This window comes from Pseudomonas sp. 7SR1 (assembly GCF_900156465.1).
Lineage (GTDB): Bacteria > Pseudomonadota > Gammaproteobacteria > Pseudomonadales > Pseudomonadaceae > Aquipseudomonas.
Map to the genome: position 1 here is coordinate 3,579,858 of NZ_LT707064.1, position 16,923 is coordinate 3,596,780.

The 16,923-nt window shown below is 64.6% G+C and carries 15 protein-coding genes; all 15 read right to left on the reverse strand.

Annotated elements, in window-relative coordinates; translation table 11 throughout:
* Window positions 1-4 precede the first annotated feature (4 nt).
* The 15 genes from BW992_RS16295 to BW992_RS16365 all read right to left on the reverse strand — a co-directional run bounded on the left by BW992_RS16295 (window position 5) and on the right by BW992_RS16365 (window position 16,795).
* Window positions 5-694: an N-acetyltransferase gene (locus tag BW992_RS16295; RefSeq protein WP_072392359.1), complete on the reverse strand. Its 690-nt coding sequence runs from the start codon at window positions 692-694 to the stop codon at window positions 5-7.
* 81 nt (window positions 695-775) lie between these two features.
* A complete protein-coding gene (locus BW992_RS16300) occupies window positions 776-1,465 on the reverse strand; it encodes a GNAT family N-acetyltransferase (protein ID WP_072392362.1) in 690 nt (229 codons plus the stop codon).
* Window positions 1,462-3,411, reverse strand: coding sequence for a hypothetical protein (locus tag BW992_RS16305; RefSeq protein WP_076406588.1), 1,950 nt, complete (start codon window positions 3,409-3,411; stop codon window positions 1,462-1,464). The genes BW992_RS16300 and BW992_RS16305 overlap by 4 nt, the downstream gene beginning before the upstream one ends.
* 68 nt (window positions 3,412-3,479) lie before the next feature.
* The gene (locus BW992_RS16310) at window positions 3,480-4,784 is read right to left on the reverse strand and encodes a lipopolysaccharide biosynthesis protein (protein WP_076406591.1); all 1,305 of its coding nucleotides are present in this window, start codon (window positions 4,782-4,784) and stop codon (window positions 3,480-3,482) included.
* On the reverse strand, window positions 4,781-5,785 hold the full coding sequence (locus tag BW992_RS16315) for a polysaccharide deacetylase family protein (protein ID WP_072392371.1): 1,005 nt from the start codon (window positions 5,783-5,785) through the stop codon (window positions 4,781-4,783). Before BW992_RS16315 ends, BW992_RS16310 begins: the two co-directional genes overlap by 4 nt.
* A gap of 12 nt (window positions 5,786-5,797) precedes the next feature.
* Complete coding sequence (locus BW992_RS16320; protein WP_076406594.1) at window positions 5,798-6,934, reverse strand: glycosyltransferase; 1,137 nt, start codon at window positions 6,932-6,934, stop codon at window positions 5,798-5,800.
* A complete protein-coding gene (locus tag BW992_RS16325) occupies window positions 6,927-7,883 on the reverse strand; it encodes a glycosyltransferase (RefSeq protein ID WP_072458174.1) in 957 nt (318 codons plus the stop codon). Before BW992_RS16325 ends, BW992_RS16320 begins: the two co-directional genes overlap by 8 nt.
* Window positions 7,880-9,250 (reverse strand): O-antigen ligase family protein, encoded by a 1,371-nt coding sequence (locus tag BW992_RS16330; protein WP_072392382.1) that lies wholly within the window; start codon window positions 9,248-9,250, stop codon window positions 7,880-7,882. Before BW992_RS16330 ends, BW992_RS16325 begins: the two co-directional genes overlap by 4 nt.
* The gene (locus tag BW992_RS16335; RefSeq protein ID WP_072392385.1) at window positions 9,247-10,350 is read right to left on the reverse strand and encodes a glycosyltransferase family 4 protein; all 1,104 of its coding nucleotides are present in this window, start codon (window positions 10,348-10,350) and stop codon (window positions 9,247-9,249) included. Before BW992_RS16335 ends, BW992_RS16330 begins: the two co-directional genes overlap by 4 nt.
* Window positions 10,347-11,939, reverse strand: coding sequence for a GumC family protein (locus BW992_RS16340; protein ID WP_076406597.1), 1,593 nt, complete (start codon window positions 11,937-11,939; stop codon window positions 10,347-10,349). Before BW992_RS16340 ends, BW992_RS16335 begins: the two co-directional genes overlap by 4 nt.
* A gap of 17 nt (window positions 11,940-11,956) precedes the next feature.
* Window positions 11,957-12,979 carry a polysaccharide biosynthesis/export family protein gene (locus BW992_RS16345; protein ID WP_072392392.1) on the reverse strand — a complete coding sequence of 341 codons (1,023 nt, stop codon included), beginning with the start codon at window positions 12,977-12,979 and terminating at the stop codon, window positions 11,957-11,959.
* Between the two features lie 20 nt (window positions 12,980-12,999).
* Window positions 13,000-13,644 (reverse strand): CpsD/CapB family tyrosine-protein kinase, encoded by a 645-nt coding sequence (locus BW992_RS16350; RefSeq protein WP_072392395.1) that lies wholly within the window; start codon window positions 13,642-13,644, stop codon window positions 13,000-13,002.
* Window positions 13,645-14,388 carry a sugar transferase gene (locus tag BW992_RS16355; RefSeq protein WP_072430671.1) on the reverse strand — a complete coding sequence of 248 codons (744 nt, stop codon included), beginning with the start codon at window positions 14,386-14,388 and terminating at the stop codon, window positions 13,645-13,647.
* Window positions 14,385-15,443, reverse strand: coding sequence for an NAD-dependent epimerase (locus BW992_RS16360; RefSeq protein ID WP_072392401.1), 1,059 nt, complete (start codon window positions 15,441-15,443; stop codon window positions 14,385-14,387). The genes BW992_RS16355 and BW992_RS16360 overlap by 4 nt, the downstream gene beginning before the upstream one ends.
* A complete protein-coding gene (locus BW992_RS16365; RefSeq protein WP_076406599.1) occupies window positions 15,440-16,795 on the reverse strand; it encodes a UDP-glucose dehydrogenase family protein in 1,356 nt (451 codons plus the stop codon). The genes BW992_RS16360 and BW992_RS16365 overlap by 4 nt, the downstream gene beginning before the upstream one ends.
* Between the last annotated feature and the right edge of the window lie 128 nt (window positions 16,796-16,923).

Genomic DNA, 16,923 nt, shown 5'->3' on the forward strand with positions numbered 1-16,923 from the left:
GAAGTCAGGCCGCCGCAGTGGATGCAACCGGCTTGGCCGGTTTGCGAAAAGAGTCGAGGAGCGAGCCGGTGTAGAACGTGTCACGGAAAAACCGCCAGCGGCCGAACAAGCAATACATGTGAGTGATCTGGCCGCGCTCCTGATAGTCCATGCGCAGATGCAGCTTGGCGGCTGGAACGTTGCTCAGTTCGAAGACATCGACCACTTTGTTGCAACCCTGCTCGGCCATGGCTTTCCACAGATCCAGCTGGATATCCACCGATAGCAGGGTCCCCCAGTAAGCGCGGTACAGCTCACCGCCGAACTCGAAGAACTCGCCCGGTCTGACCGGGAACCAGCAGCGAAAGAAATGGCGGTCGAAATAGTCCCGTGTACTGCCCCAGATGAAAGCGACGACGTCGTCCTTGTCGTCCAGGTACATGAGCCCGGTATGGCCTTCGGCAGCCAGTTCGCGCATGGTCTCGACGCGGTCGCCAAAGTACGTGGCGAAGGCATCGGCATTGCCGGTGGTAATGTTCTCCCGGCGCAGCGGCGCATAGGGCCTGAGGTTATTGGGCCGTATCGGACTGACCAGATCGCGTTCCATCCACACCAACTGTTCGTGGAAATACACGTAGTGTCTGCACAGCTGATTCAGAACGGCGCGCAGACCTTTTTTGCGAATGCGATCACGCAGTTTTTGCAGAACGTTCATGGTGCCTCCTGGCGTGGGGCGGGTTGGGGATAAACCCCCTCGCGAGCATGCTCGCGAGGGGAGGTTGAAGCGTCATGGACATCAGGCCGGCGCTGTCGACGCAAGCGGCTGGGCCGGTTTGCGAAAGGCATCCAGTGCCGAGCCGCGGTAGAACGTGTCGCGGAAAAACCGCCAGCGACCGAACAGGCGATACACGTGGGTGATCTTCCCGCGTTCCTGGAAGCCCATGCGCAGGTGCATCTTGATCGCCGGGATATTTTGCAAGTCGCAGACATCGACCATCGTCTGGCAACCTTTGCCTGCCATGACCTTCCACATCTCCAGCTGCATGTCCGCCGACATACTGGAGCCCCAGTAGGCGCGGATCATCTCGCCACCGAACTGAAAGTATTCGCCAGGCTTGATCGGGAAGTTGCAGCGATAGAAATGGCGGTCGAAATAGTCTCGCGTACTGCCCCAGGCGAAACCCACGGTGTCGCCCTGAGCATCCAGGTACATCAAGCCCGTATAGCCTTCGGTTGCCAGCTCGCGCATGGTCTCGACGCGGTCGCCGAAGTGCCGGGCAAAAGCATCGGCATTGCTGGTCGTGATGAATTCCAGGCGCATTGGCGGGTAGGGCTTGAGGTGATGCGGGGGCAGTGGGGTTCGCACATCGTGCTCCAGCCACACCAGTCGGGTGTGGAAAAACACGTAGCGCCTGAACAGTTGTTTGAGGACGGCGCGCAGGCCTTTTTTCCGAATGCCATCACGTAATGCTTGCAGAACGCTCATGGTGCCTCCTGACGGGTGGCGGGTTGGGGGAAAGAGAGGGCGGTCCAGCCCAGGGCAAACACCGTTTCTGCTGGCAGGAGAAAACGGGTCTGCCCGGCCTCGCAGTTGAACGGGGCGCTACGGCTTTGGTTGTCGGGGCCGAAATACATCAGTTCGGCTTTCGCCTGGGGACAGGGCCCGCCGTCCAGGCTGACCTGTTGTGGGCGCGTGCTTTTGTTCACGCCCAGCAGGCTGCGCCTCGCGTCGGTGGCCATGGCCAGCACGTCGACTTCGAAGGCGTCGTTATCCAGGCGTAGCACCTGGCTGAGCCAATGCTGTTGGATGAACTGCTGGGCCAGCCCCACCGGCTTGAGTTCGAAGCGCTGGCTGTCCAGCACCCGGACCATGCCCTTGGGGTACTCGGGTTCGTCGGCGAGCATGAACCAGTTGAGCATGTCCAGCCAGCCGTCGGCCGAGGCGTTGACCACCACGGAGGTCCACCACAGGGCGGCGTAATGGGTTTGCTGCTCATAGGGGCTAAGGCTCGAGCCGCTGGACATGTTGGTCTGGTCCAGCAACAAGGCTTTGCGCGGGCGCCCCTGGCTATCCAATCCCACCAGGCGGGCGGCCTGACGAACGCTGTCGCGATAGGCCCGAGTTGCCAGCAGGTCGCGGATCATCCATTCGTGCCAGGCCAGGGCATCTACCTGGTCGCCGTGCTTATCCAGCAAGCGTCGCGCCCAGTCGATGCCACGCTTGTCGGCAGCGTTCTCGGCCAACGGACCGTTGGTGAAACGTGAGCTGGCCGGTATGGCGATACGAACCCCGGCGCGTGCGTTGGCAGGATCGGCGCGGACCTGAGCCGCCATGCTCTGGAAAACCTGCTGGAAGCTGGTGAAGTCCGGGTAGTTCAGGTTCGGCTCATCGGCAAAGCTGATGTAATGGATGCCTTTGCCGCCCAGGGCGCGGGTCGCGGTGAGCCAGGCTTGCAAGCCGCTGTGGCTGGTCCGGTCGGCCTGCAGGTCGGCCCGACGTTGGCTGCCGGCCAACAAGGTGATGTCCCGGTCGATGCCGAAGCGATCCTGATACAGGCGCCGGAATGCGTCTTCATGACTCGCCCTGGCCGCCATGACATCGACCAGGCTGTAGAAGGAAGCCGCTCGGGGTTTGATCGCATCGAGCAGGGGGTAGCTGGACGGCGGCGGCAACACATAGGGCAAATACACGCCCAGCCTCGGGGTTGGGCCGAGCGTCTCGTGGTACAGCATCAGGTGGGTCAGCCCCGGATCCTGGCGCAGCGGCTGCAGGTGCGCCGGGTTCTGGGCGAACAGGTTGGCGCTGCCGTCCAGCCAGAATGCCACCTTGCCATTGCCCTCCAGGCGCAGGCGCCAGATCTGCTCGACGTCGGCAACGGGCAGCGCCAGCTGGTCGAACTGCCAATAGGCGGGGTGCGGCTTGAGGTTGAGCTTAAGCTGCTTGCCGTCGGTGACGCGTCGGGCCTGCAGGCTGCGCACGCCATTGTGGTACTTGCCCGCCAGTACGGCCCGCTCGCCGGGCGCGACCTTGAAATACAGCTCATCGCCATCGTGGGTTTCGGCGCTGAAGTGCACCTTGGCCGGCGCGAACAACGCCCGGGTGCGCGCATCGTGCTCGACGCTATAGCGACGGAAACTGTAGCCGGGAATCTCCAGGCGGTAACTGGCGTCGGCGGGCGGCAGTGGCCACGTTTGCTCGCCACGGGTCTGGGCCGGCTCCACCTGGCGTTCACCCACCAGGCGACCCTGGCCATCCAGCAGGAACAGGTGTTCGGTATTGGCGTCGGCCTGCCAGGCCGGTACCCAGCGCACGACCAGCTGGTCCGGCCGGTCGGTCTGCAGGTACAGGCTGCCGTCGCGGATACCGGTCCATTGCATGGATGCGCCCTGGGCCAGAAGAGCCAGGCTCCAGAGGCATGGAGCCAGAGCCATTCTCCAGCAGAGCCGGACCGGTCCCTTCGCGAGCCAGCTCGCGAGGGCGGCTGGACTGACGATCACCTTCATGCCGATTTCCCCAGCAGCATCTGCCGCATCGGCAACAGGTCACTGGGCAGGATGATCAGCGTCTGCCACCACGGCACGCCGCTGAGACGGCAATACATCGTCAGCAGGGCCAGGGTCACCCCCAGATACGCGATGGAGGAGGCGGCGGCCGCGCCGACAATGCCATAGCGTGGAATCAGCAGCAGGTTCAACGCCAGGTTCAACAGCGCGCCGGCGCCCATCAGCCACGACACCAGGCCGGGGCGGTCCTTGCCCAGCAGGTCCAGGCGCAGGATGCTGGCGTAGCACAACCCGAACAGCCCCGGCAGCAACGCCAGCAAGGCCGGGTAGGCAGGCTGGTAGGCGATGCCGAACAGTGTGACGATCAGCCACTGGCCGATCAGCGCCATGCCCAGGCACGCACCGAGCATGACCGTGGCGGTCAGGCGCAGGGCCAGGGGGGTCAGGCGTTGCATGTCCCTGTCCTGTTGCAACAGGCGTTTCATCAACGGCGTGGTGACCGCTTCCGGCACGATCAGCAACAGTTCGGCGGCGGCGCTGGCCATGGCGTAGTGACCCAGGGCCGTACTGCCCAGCAGGGCACCGATAAACAGGAAGTCCGAGCGTAGGATTATCTGCTGGAACAGCAGGTCCGGGTGACTGCGGGCGCCGTAGAGCAGCAGCTCGCCCTGGCCGCTGCGATCCCAGCGCAACGACAGGTCGTGATCGCGTCGCAGCCACATCCAACCGGCCAGCCCCACCAGGCTCAGGCCCGCGAGCCAGCTGATCAGCGCCGCCTCCAGGGCGGCATCCTTCCACAGCCAGAACAGCGCCAGGAACAGCAGCAACGGCGCCAGGGATTCGATCAGCCGCAAGGCATTGAAGGCCCCCACGCCGCCGGAGGCATTGTGCAGGGTCAGCAGGCCGCTCTTGAGCACCGTCAGGGGCACGGCCAGCAACAGCAGCCAGGCCAGCAGCCCCAGCTGCGTAGTGATGTCCAGTTCGCTGCCGAACTCCCGCGCCAATGCCACCACCAGCAACGTCAGCAGCCCGGCCATCAGGCAGCCGAAGATCAGCACCTGGCTGAGCAGCAGCCCCATGGAGCGTTGCTGGGCCGCCTGATAGCCCACGGCACTGTTCAGGCCGCCGCTGGTGACGGCGCTGATCAGGTCCGGCAGGGTGCTGAGCAGGGCGAACAACCCGCGTTCGCTGGGCCCCAGGATCCGGGCCAGCAATACGTTGCGCAGCAGGCGCAGGCCGATCATCGCCAGGCGCGTGCCCATGCTCAGGAGCAGGTGCTTGAGGTATTGGGCGCGGCTCATGGGCGTGCTCCGCGGCGGATGCGCCAGGCCAGCAATTCGGGGTGTTGGGCGTTGCGCTGGCTGACACCGAAACGCGGCAGGTTCAGAGGATCGCCGTCGCTGCGATACAGCCCGGTCTCGGTGCCCAGGGCGAACGCAAAGCCATGGGCCGCTACCTGCCGGCGCACGCGTTCGTCGTGATCGCCGTTGGGGTAGCAATACACTGGCAGCGGTTGTGCGCAGCCATTTTCCAGCGCGATGCGGCTGCGGCTGAGCTCCTCATGCAGACGCTGGTCGTCCAGCGCAGTCAGGATCGCATGGCTGGCACCGTGAGGGCCGAAGCGGACCAGGCCGGAGTCTTCGAGCATGCGCACCTGGGTCCAGTCCAGCGCCTGGGGCTGGGCGCCACTGGGACAGGCCTGGTTGAGATCGCTCAACACCTGCGGGTCGAGGGTCTTGAGGCTTTGCAGGTAATGCAGCAGCGACAGGCTGCGACGCTCATCGTCCAGGTCATCGAGCATCACCGGCAACGGTCGGCCAGCCTGTTGCAATTGTTCGATCAACACATGCCGCGCCAACTGGCCATGGCTGCCCCACAGGGTTTCGCCAATGCTTTCCCACCAGAAGTGCTGGCGGCTGCCGATGAAGTCGGTGGACAGGAAAATGCTCGCCGGCACCTGGTACTGGCGCAGCAGGGGAAAGGCGTTCATGGCGTTGTCACGCCAGCCGTCGTCGAAGGTCAGGGCCACTCGCGGGCGGTCCGGGACGCTGGCGGGGTCGGCCAGCAGCAGGGTCATCAGCGGCACGCATTCGAAGTAGCGCTGCAGCCAGATCAGCAGGTGCTCGAAGGCTTCCGGTCCCACGCACAGTTCGTTGCGATGAGGCAGCTCGGCGGCGCGGTCGTTGCTCAGCACACGGTGCAGCATCAGGATGATGCCGGCGCCGCGCAACGGGCCACGTCCCAGGGACGTGTTCAGGTACAGCCAGCCGCCGGTGCGCTTGAAGACTTGTTTGATCGACATCGGCCATGCTCCTCAGCGGTTCTGCTCGGGATTCCATTGGCTGTAGCGCTGGCCGCGCAGGAACTGCCACAGGCCCAAGCTCATGCCCGTCATCGTCACCAGCACGAAAGCGGCCAGGCGAAACGGCCGGGGCAAGCGATGACGGCGGTCCAACAGGCCGACCAGCGCCATGGCATAGCCGAACAGTTGCCCGGCCAGGGTCAGGCGGTAGAACGGGTGGTCGTCCCACAGCCAGGCGTTGCTGAGCAAGAGCGGCAACAGCAATACCGGCGCCAGGCGGCGGATCAGTTTGTGGCTGATCAGGCCGACGGCGTAGAGCCCGTGACGCAGCGGGTTGAGCAACGCCCGGCGATGGGCCAGGCTCAGCAGGCCGCCGACGGTGACCCGCAGGCGCCGGCGAAACTGCTTGTCGGCCTCGTCCACACCCTGGTCGATCACCCGGGCCTGGGGCACGTAGACGATGGACTTGCCGGCCGCCGGGGCGCAGGTGCTGAGAAAGAAGTCATCGTTGACCTGCGCCGGGATCGGCTGGAACAACTCGCGACGCAGGGCCAGCAGGGCTCCGTCGGCCGACACCATGCAGTCGGTGCGGCTCTCTGCCCGGCGCAGCCAGCCCTCGTAGTGCCGATACAGGCTGTCGCCCAGGCTCAGGCCCTTGCCCGGCACGGGGATCTCCATATGTCCGGCGCAGGCGCCGACTTCCGGATCGCCCAGGGGCGCCAGTAAATGGCCGAGGGTGTCGTGGGCCCATTGATTGTCCGCGTCGGTGAACACCAGGATCTCGCCACGGCTGTGGGCCACTCCGGTATTGAGGGCGGCGGCCTTGCCCAGACGTGGCAGGTCGAGCACGCTGATGCGCGGGTCGACCACCTTGCGCGCGCAGGCCACCGTGTCATCGCTGGAGCCGTCGCTGGCGAGAATGATCTGCAGCGAACGGGCGTTGTAATCCTGGGCCAGCAAGGTGCGCAGTTTATCTTCGATATGCCGCGCCTCGTTATGGGCGGCGATGACGATGCTGATGTCCATCGGCAGGGCCTTGCCGTAGCGCCGGACAGGAAACAAGGGCGACAGCAGGCTCAACATCAGGGGATAACCGAGGTAGGCGTACACCGGCAGCAACAGGCAGGCCCAGTAAATGAATTCAGCCACGGGCAGGTCTCCTGACAGTCCAATGACACAGGTTGAGCAGCAAGGCGGCGCCGGTCAGGTGCAGGCGCACACCATGCAGGGCCCACAATTGCAGGGTCAGTCGCGGGTCGCGTCGGCTCTGGCGCAGGCTGAGGATCAGGGCCGGCAATGACATCGCCAGCAGGATCAGCAGCGCCAGGCGCGGTTGGCCCTGCAGCAGCGCCACCAGGGCCAGGAAGTCCAGCCCCCAGGCGCCGATGGACAGCGCGGGGAAACGCAGCAGGCGCAGGCTCGGGCCATGGCTGCGCAGCAGTTGCAGATGACTGCCCTGGCGCCACAGTTCCTTGCTCATCCATTCGCGCCAACTGCCTTCATAGCCCCAATGCAGGGCCAGGCTATCGTTGACCAGCAACAGTCGCGCGCCGGCCTGGCGCAGGCGCAGGGAGAAATCCTTGTCCTCGCCGGTGCGCAGGGTTTCATCGAAACCACCCACCCGATCGAACCACGAGCGACGCATCAGCAGATTGGCGCTGGGCAGCCATTGCACCCGGTGCAGGGGGCGGGAATCGGCACGCTGGCTACGCCGTTGCCAGGCTTCGGCGAACCAGGGGGCCTGGCGCGGGGTTTCCAGGTCCAGGCCGAGCACATCGCCTTGGCCTTCCAGTTCCAGCATCAACGTGAGCCAGTCGGCCGGCATCTCGATGTCGGCGTCGATGAACGCCAGCCACTGGCCGCTCGCGAGCGCGGCCCCCCGGTTGCGCAGGGCGCCGATATGGACGCCGGGCACGATCAGCACACGCGCCCCCAGTTCGTTGGCGATGCGTGGCCCGTGGTCGTCGGAACCGTTGTCCACCACGATCAGCTCGCATTCCAGCTGTGCCTGGCGAGCGGCTTGCTGCGCCGCCAGCAAGGTGCGGCCGATGTGCCGCGCCTCGTTGTACATCGGGATCACGATGCTCACCAGGCTCATGCGCGAACCTCCTGGGGGGCGGTCTGCTCGGCGTCATGGCGCAGCACACTGGTGAGGGCGAGCATGATCCACAGCAGCTTGTGGTTCGGCGCGCTGAGGAACATCAGGAACAGTGCCAGCGACAGGAAGCTCATGCCCAGGTGGGTCAGCAGGTCCGCCTGCGCCCAATCCCGGCGACGCAACCAGAGCTGGCGGGCGCGCAGCAGGTTGTACAGGCCCAGGCCGAGCATGCCGACGAACATCAGCCCGCCGGGAATACCGATTTCGCTGAAGATCTCCAGATAGGTGTTGTGAGCCCGGCGGTACAGGTCGCTGAGCTTGCGGTTGGCCGAAAACGCCTTGGCGTAGCCGGTGGGGGCGTAGTGCAGGGGGAAGGTCCCGGGACCGGTGCCCAGCACGGGATTGTCCTGGATCATCCGACTGCCGACGACGATGTACGAGGCACGCCGGCCCAGGGATTCGTCCTGGTGGGCACGGGCGCCATTGCTCAGGATGCTCAGGGACTGGATGCGCGCTACATAGCCGTCCGGCATCACGGCAATCGCCACGGGAATCAGAAGGGCCAGCCCGAGCATGGCGAATCCCAGGTGCCGCGGGCGGATGCGCGGCAGTTGGGCGCGATAGTGATACAGGCCGATCATCAGGCTGAGCATCAACACAACCAGTCCGGAGCGTGACTCGGTCTTGGTCATGCCGCCCAGCAACAGGATGAAGCAGCCGCCCCAGAACAGTCGATGCAGCAGGTTCGGGCCGCGCACCACCAGCAGCAACGCCAGGGGGATGGTAAAGGCAATCAGCAGGGCGAAGGAGTTGGGGTCTTCCAGCAGCCCGGAGGCGCGGCCCTGCTCCTGGTACCGGGCGGAAAACATCGCCAGCACGCAGGTGGTGGTCACGCTCAGGGTCACCAGCCGGCAGAACAGGTCGAGGTTCAGTTCGCGACCGATCAGCAAGGTGATCACGAAGAGAATCAGGCCCACCCTCAACTCGCGAAAATGGGTCAGGGACAGGTCCATGTTCTGCGACAGCAACAGGCTCAGGCCATAGAGCATCATGAAGCCCACCAGAGGGCGCCAGATGTTGCTGCGCAGGCGGGTCCCGGGGATCTGGTGCAGGGCCAGCTGCAACATCAGGATCAGGATCAGCGCCACCCCAAGGAACTTGCTGCCGGAAAGGGAGTTTTCCTTGAACAGGCCTTCGAAGGGCACCAGCGCGGCAATGCCCAGCAAGCCCCAGGCGGGCTTGCGGTACAGCATGGCGACCCCCACCAGGCCCAGCACAGCGCCCGGCGCCAGGAACGGGTAGGGGCTGGCCAGCAATGCCAGGCACACCAGGCCCAGCAGGCTGACGAGCGAGAGCGGGACAATCATGGGCGAGCCTCCCTTGCCGTGCGGATATAGAGCTGCGACCAGCGTTCGGCCAGCGTGCGCAGGTCGTAGCGGTCCCGTTGGGTGCGGCGCGCGTTGTCGGCCAGGATCTGCGCCAGGCGCGGTTCGCTGAACAGGGTTTCGATCTGCCTGGCCAGTGCGGCGCTGTCGGCCGGCGTGGCGAGCAGGCCGTTGTGGCGGTCCTGCAACACGTCGGGGATGCCACCGACGCCGAACGCCACCACCGGCACGCCGGCCTGCATGGCTTCGAGCAGGATCATCGGCGTACCTTCGGTGCGCGAACTGATCACCAGGGCATCGAGGCGGCTCCACCAGGCATTCATGTCGGTCTGGTACCCCGGCAGCTCGATGCGCGTAGGCAATCCGGCATCGGTGATGCGCTTGAGCAGGGCCTGGCGTTCCGGGCCGTCGCCGAGCATCACGGCGTGCAACGACCCATGGCGCTGGCACAGCGGGATCATGGCGTCGAGGAACAGGTCCGGGCCTTTCTCACTGCTCAAGCGGCCGACGTAGCCCACTCGCCAGCGCTGCCCGTCGTCTCGGTGGGGCAAAAGCGTGGTGGTGGCCGGCAGGCCGTTGGGGATCACGTCGAGTTTTTCCGCCCGCACGCTGGCCTGGCGGTGCAGCGCGGCGATGCTTTCGGCCACGCAGACCACGCGCTTGACCGAGGCCGTACGGCACAGCTGCAAGCTCAACCAGGTATAGAAGCGCTGCTTGGGGCTGCGCGGCGTGAAGCCATGCTGCGTGATCACCAGCGGCAGGCGCAGCAGCGTGGCGGCCGCCCAGCCGAACAGCAGCCCTTTGAAGTTGTGGGTATTGAGCAGCGGTCGTTCGTGGCGCCGCTGGCGCAGGTGCCGCAACAGCTCGGCCCACGACCCACAGTGGTGGCAATCGACCCCAGCCTGGCGGAAGCGCGTGATCAAGGTCGGCGGCGCCGCCAGGAACAGCACCTGGTGCTGTCCCGGCGTGGCCAGGCAATGATCGAGCAGCATCCGCTCGGCCCCGTAGAAGCCGCCGCTGTCGAGCAAATGAATGATCGGCAGGGGGCTGCTGCGGTGGGACGGGCCGAACGGCGCGTTCAATTGCGCACCCAATGGACAAGGCTGGGCAGGCTCCAGTTGCGATGCGGGTTGACCGGCTCCGCAGATTGCTCGTTGATCACCAGCAGCACCGGTACCTCAAGTTGCTGGCTGATCTGTGCTGGATGCTTGAAGCGATGGTCGAAGAACTCACGCACGTAGACCAGGGCGATGGCCAGCAGCAGGCCGCTGAACAGGCCGAAGACGATGATCAGCATTGGCTTGGGAAAGGCCGCGGCCGTCGGTTCGAAGGGCGGGCTCAGCACCCGGGCGTTGGACAGGTCGTTGTCCAGCGAGCGGGCGGTGCTGGCTTCGGCGAACCGCTGGGCATAGGTGGAGAACGCCGCATGCAGGGCATTGATCTCGGTGTCCATCTGCCGCAGTTTGCTTTGGGCCTCCTGCAGTTGGTGGATACGCTCCTTGAAGGCGCCGATGCGTGCGACCTTCTGATCGATCACCGAACCGACCACCGCCAGGTCGGTGGTGCGTTCCTGGATCCGGTTGTTCACCACCTTGAGGAACTGCTGGCGGGTCCGGACGATCTGTTCGCGGGCCAGCAGCATCGGTTCGCTGCCGGGCTGGAAGATCGCCAGGTCATTCATGTAGCGGCTGACCTGACTGGTCAGTTGCTCGCCCAGTTGCTTGATCTCCCGGTCCTCGAACGCGATGTTGTCCACCGTGGTGGTGAACGTGAACGGGAAGGTGTAGTCGCTGAAGCGCGAACTGTTCGCCGAGGCCAGGCTGGCCTTGAGGTAGTCGAGCCAGCGCTGGCTTTGCAGCAGGCGGTCGCGGTACAGGTTCAAGGCCTGTTCTTCGGTGTTGATGGCATTCAGGCGGAAGGTGATTTCTTCCTTGGGATCGGACGAGCCGACGCCTTCCAGCAGCGCCAGTCGATGGCCTTCCAGGCCGTCGAGCCGCTGCTGGTACTGGGTCTTCTTCTGTTCGTAGAAGGTTTGCGGCAGTTCGATCGATTGCAGTTCCTGGCGCCCGGTGAGGTAGTTCTGCAGCAGCTGCGCCACGAAGCGCGTGCCCTGGGCCGGATCGCCGAAGCTGTAGACGATGGAGATCACGTTGGAGCCGGGCAGGGTCTCGATCTTCAGGTTTTCGATGGCCTCGTCGGTCAGGGTGTCGAGCACGGTATCGCGCACCGGGTCGACTTCCAGTCCCAGGCCATCGCGCAACGGGTTGATCACGTATTCACGCAGCGGCGTGGTGATATAGCGCTTGAGCGGGTCGCTCACCCACTTGTTGAGGATGCCGGGGCTGGGGGTGTACTCGCCCTGTTCGCGCAAGGTGGCGATGGTCTGCCGGATCAGCGCCGGAGAACGCAGGATATTGCTTTCGGTTTCCATGTCCGCCAGGGACGGTGGAATGAAGGTGGCGTTTTCCTGGTTCAGCGACGTGGTGGCGTCGCCCTGGGAGAGCTTTTTCGACTGGACGATCACCTGGGCGGTGATGTCGAAGCTCTGCTTGAGCATCAACGGCAGCACCAGGGCGATCACGGCGAAGATCAGGAAGACGCGCTTCACCCACTGCTTGTTGGCGAAGAAGATCCTGAAGAACTCGTGCAGATAGTTTTCCTTGGGGCTCATGATCGGTCACCTGAGATTCAGTTGTCGCTGCCTTTGTTGTCGACGCGGTAGCCGAAGCTGAACCCCACGCCCTGGAACAGCACCACATCGGCCAGTTGCCGGGCCAGCTCGCCGGCACTGGCAAGCTTGGTCTTGGGCACGAAGAGCATGTCTTCCGGCTGCAGGTAGGCGATCTGCGCCGCGTCGCCGCTCAAGGCTTTTTCCACGTCGTAGTGCCGGGCTTCGACCTGGTTGCCGTTACGGCGCATGATTACCACCGAGTCGAGCCGGGCCTTGACGTTCGTGCCACGGGCCAGGGTCAGCGCCTCGAGTACCGAGATCGGCCGGCGGATCGGATAGGAGCCGGGCTGCGCGACTTCACCCAGCACATAGATTTCGTTGCCGGCGGTGGACTTGAGCAGCACATCGACGGTCATGCGCCCGGGCAGCTTGGCGTAGCGCTCGTTGAGGAAGGCTTCCAGCTGGTTGACGGTCATGCCTTGCAACGGGATGGAGCCGATTTCCGGGAAGCTCGCATACCCGTCGCTGCCCACGGTGATTTCCCGGCTCATGCCGGTGCCCGGGTGCGTCAGAGTGTTCCTGAGGTTCGTCTCGCTGCTCAGGGGGCTGGTCACCAGCACCGTCAACTGGTTGCGGTTGGGCTGGAACAGCATTTTCTGATCATAGGCACGCTGCACCGTCAGGCGGGCTTCGTCGGTGGTCTGGCCGGCGATCTTCACCGAGGTGTTGGCCCCCGGCAGCTCGATGGTGCCGTCGGGCATCACCTGTTGCGTGCCGTTGAGCTGGCTGGCGGCAGTGAAGTTCAGCGCGACCTGGTCGCCGGGTTGCACCCGATAGGACTGGGGGCCGGTGGTGCTGATGTGGAAAATCACATCCAGCACGTCCTGGGGCCGCAGGGTCTTCTCCACCTTGGGCATGTCGGTGGCCTGGGCGTTGGCCGGTGCGGCCGTGAGGATCTGCACCGGCATGGTCATGTTTTCGTTATGGCTGGAGCAACCGGCAAGCGGCAGCAACAGCAGGACAAGCAGTCTGGCGTTCATCTCGTCATCCTTCTGCAGGCTTACAGGTTGTTGTAGAGCCACTTGGGCATGTAGTACTTGCGGCGGTTGAACACGCTGCCCACCACCTTCGCGCCGGCCTGGGCCAGGCGTTGGCGCGCGGCCTGGGCCACTTCCCAACGGGTGTCTTCACCGCGTACCACCAGCACCACGCCGTCTGCCTGGGTGCTCATGACCAGGGTGTCGGAGGCCGAGTACACCGCGTCGGCGTCCACCACCACAAAGCGGTATTGCGCCGCCAGCTGCCTGAACAATGGACGCAGTCGCTCGGGGCTCAGGCGTTCGGCGTTGTGCCCCAGGCGGCCGTTGGGCAGCACGTCGAAAGGCATGCCGGAGGCCTGCACCACGCAATCCTGCAGCAGGGGCGGGGCGAGGCTGTTGAACAGCATGTCGCTGAAGCCACGCTCCTTGTGCAGCAACAGTTGCTGGCTGAGGCTGTGCGGCGACTGGCTGGCATCCACCAGCAATACGCGGCCGCTGCTCATCTGCGCCAGTTGGGCGGCCAGTGCCATGGCACTGGTGGTGGTTCCGGTGCCGGTGTTGGCGGCTGTCAGAAGCAGAATCCGCAAGGAAGGGTCGAGCACGGTCGAGGTCAGGTTGGTCTCGCTCGGGCTTGCGATGGTCAGGATATTCGTTGAACCGTCCATTTAACTCGCTCCGTGGCCGCTGAACACTTTGAAAGGGGTAATCATCAGGATCTTCAAATCCAGCAACAGGCTCTGTTCGGCGATGTAGCTGAGGTCCAGTTCCACACGCTGGTCGAAGTCGATATCGCTGCGCCCGGAGATCTGCCAGAGGCCGGTGAGGCCGGGGTAGATGCTCAGGCGCGCGAGGTGGTTGTCCTTGTAGCGATAGGCGTTGAACGAGGTCGGTCGTGGACCTACCAGGCGCATGTCGCCGGTCACTACATTGATCAGGTTCGGCAGTTCATCGAGGCTGCTGCGGCGCAGGAACCGGCCGATGGGCGTGATGCGCGGGTCGTTGTCGATCTTGAAGTCGATGGCATCGGCGCCGTGTTTGTTGAGGTGGCGCAGCGACTCCTTTAGCGCTTCGGCATTGGCGATCATGGTGCGGAACTTGTACATGCCGAAGACGCGGCCTCGGTAGCCGGTGCGTTTCTGTACGAACAGCACCGGACCGGGGCTGGAGACCTTGACCAGCACCGCCAGGCCCAGCAGCAACGGGCTGAGCAGCACCAGCAGCACCAGCGCGCCGAGGCAGGCCACCACACGATTGGTCCGCGAAACGGTCCAGGGTCGCCCGCCATGGCGCCCGGTCAGCCAGCCACGGCCCTGCCGGTGGATGGCGGCATCCAGGCGCCGGCGATGTTCGGGGTCGACACGCTTGTCGCCGGGGACATTGATGGGAATGTGCTGTTCATGTCGGGTCATAGACTCCTCCGTTGAAGTTCGGCCGCAACGGGCAGGTGGGCAACAGGCAGCGCGTAGTAATCGAGGAACCACCGGGTGAAGCGACCCAGGCCCTCGTCCAGCCCGATGGCGGGCTGGAAACCGGTGGCGCGTGCCAGGTCGCTGGCATCGGCACAGGTGTTGAGCACGTCCCCCGCTTGCAGGGGCAGCAGTTCGATGCGAGCGGTCCGGCCCAGGTGTTTTTCCAGCAGCGCGACATAGGTGCGCAGGGTTATCGGGTGCTGGCCGCCGATGTTGTAGATCCGCCACGGGGCCCGGCTGGTGGCCGGGTCCGGTTGTTCGTGATCCCACAGGGGCGTGACCCGGGGCGCTTGGTCGATCAGCCGGGCGATGCTCTCGATGATGTCGTCGATGTAGGTGAAGTCGCGCTGGTGCTCGCCATGGTTGAACAGCTGCAGCACTCGGTCTTCGGTGATCGCCCGGGCGAACTGGATCGGCGACATGTCCGGCCGGCCCCAGGGACCGTACACGGTGAAGAAGCGCAGGCCCGTGCAAGGAATGCCGAACAGATGGCTGTAGCTGTGGGCCATCAGTTCGTTGGCTTTCTTGCTCGCCGCGTACAGCGACAGTGGGTGGTCGACGCCATCCTGCACGGAGTAGGGCGTGCGCTGGTTGGCGCCGTATACCGAGCTGGAGGAGGCGTAGACCAGGTGCCTGACCGGATAGCGCCGGCAGTTTTCCAGGATGTTGAGAAAGCCCGTGACATTGCTGTCGATGTAGGCTTGGGGGTGCTCCAGGGAATAGCGCACCCCGGCCTGGGCAGCCAGGTGGATCACCACGTCCGGGCGGCGCGACTGGAACAGCGCGTCGATGGCCGTCGCGTCGGTCAGGTCCGCCCGCACCAGGGGAAACTCGCCGGCCTGGTCCTGCACCCAGGCCACGCGGTCATGCTTGAGCTGGGGATCGTAGTAGTCGTTGAAATTGTCCAGCCCGCAGACCCGGTGGCCGTCGCGCAGCAGCCGCAGCACACAGTGGGCACCGATGAAGCCGGCCGCGCCGGTCACCAGGATGTTCATGCTTGCGGCCCTTGGACCGGTACCGTGTGCCGCAGTCCGATCCCGCGGTACAGCAGCCCGGCGGCCGCCAGGTGCTCGGGGTTGTACAGGTTGCGTCCGTCGATGACGAGGCGGGCCCGCAGTTTGCTGGCCAGCAGGTCGAAATCCACCACGCGGAAGTTCTTCCATTCGGTGCAGATCACCAGGGCGTCGGCATCCTCCAGGGTGTCGTCACGGGTGGCGCACAGGTTCAGGTCCTTGCGGTAGCCGTAAATACGCCGGCATTCGGACATGGCCTCGGGGTCGTAGGCCTGGACCCGGGCACCTTCGCGCCACAGTGCCTCCATCAGGTAACGGCTGGGGGCTTCGCGCATGTCGTCGGTGTTGGGCTTGAAGGCCAGGCCCCAGATGGCGATCGATTTGCCCGCCAGGCCGTCGGGGAATTGCCCGGCGAGCTTCTCGAACAGGATATGCCGCTGGCTGTCATTGACATCGGTGACGCTGCGCAACAGGCGCAGCGGCATGCCGCTCTGTTCGGCCGTGTGCAGCAGGGCGCGCAGGTCCTTGGGAAAGCACGAGCCACCGAAACCACAGCCGGGGTAGATGAAGTGATAACCGATGCGCGGGTCCGAACCGATGCCCTTGCGCACGGCCTCGATGTCGGCACCCAGGCGCTCGGTGAGGTTGGCCAGTTCGTTCATGAAACTGATGCGAGTGGCGAGCATGGCGTTGGCGGCGTACTTGGTCAGTTCCGCGCTGCGGTTGTCCATGAACATCAGCTTTTCGTGGTTGCGACAGAAGGGCGCATAGAGTTCGCTCATCTGGTCGCGGGCCAGCGGGTCGGCCGTGCCGATGATGATCCGGTCCGGCCGCATGCAATCGGCCAGGGCGCTGCCTTCCTTGAGAAATTCAGGGTTGGACACCACGCGCACGTTCAAGCGTTTCAGGCCGCGCCGGGCCAGTGCCTGGCGGGCGCATTCGGCGACTTTGTCGGCCGTGCCCACCGGCACCGTGGACTTGATGATCAGGGTGCGGTCGCTGTCCATGAAATCGGCGATCTGCCGGGTGACCGCCAGCACATGGCTCAGGTCCGCCGAGCCGTCTTCATCGGCAGGGGTGCCCACGGCGATGAAGATCAGCTCGCCATGGTTGACCGCGTCGCTGGCCTGGGAGCTGAACGACAGGCGCCCTGTCTTGATGTTGTCTTCAAGCAGACCGGACAGCCCCGGCTCGCTGAATGGCGGTACCGCTTGCTGCAGTTGCCGGATCTTGTTCGGGTCGATATCGATGCACAGGACGCGGTGGCCTACATCGGCCAGCGCTGCTGCCTGGATCAACCCAACATACCCCGTCCCAAATACGCTCACGTCCATTTTGGCGCGCCTCGTAAATCGGTTGATGTAACTCGGATGAAACTGTTAGAGGGGGTATAGCGCAGCTTCAGAAAAGCGTGTCAGCAAAATGACAGTTGTCAGTGTTGGCAAAACTAGAAAGGTTCGGG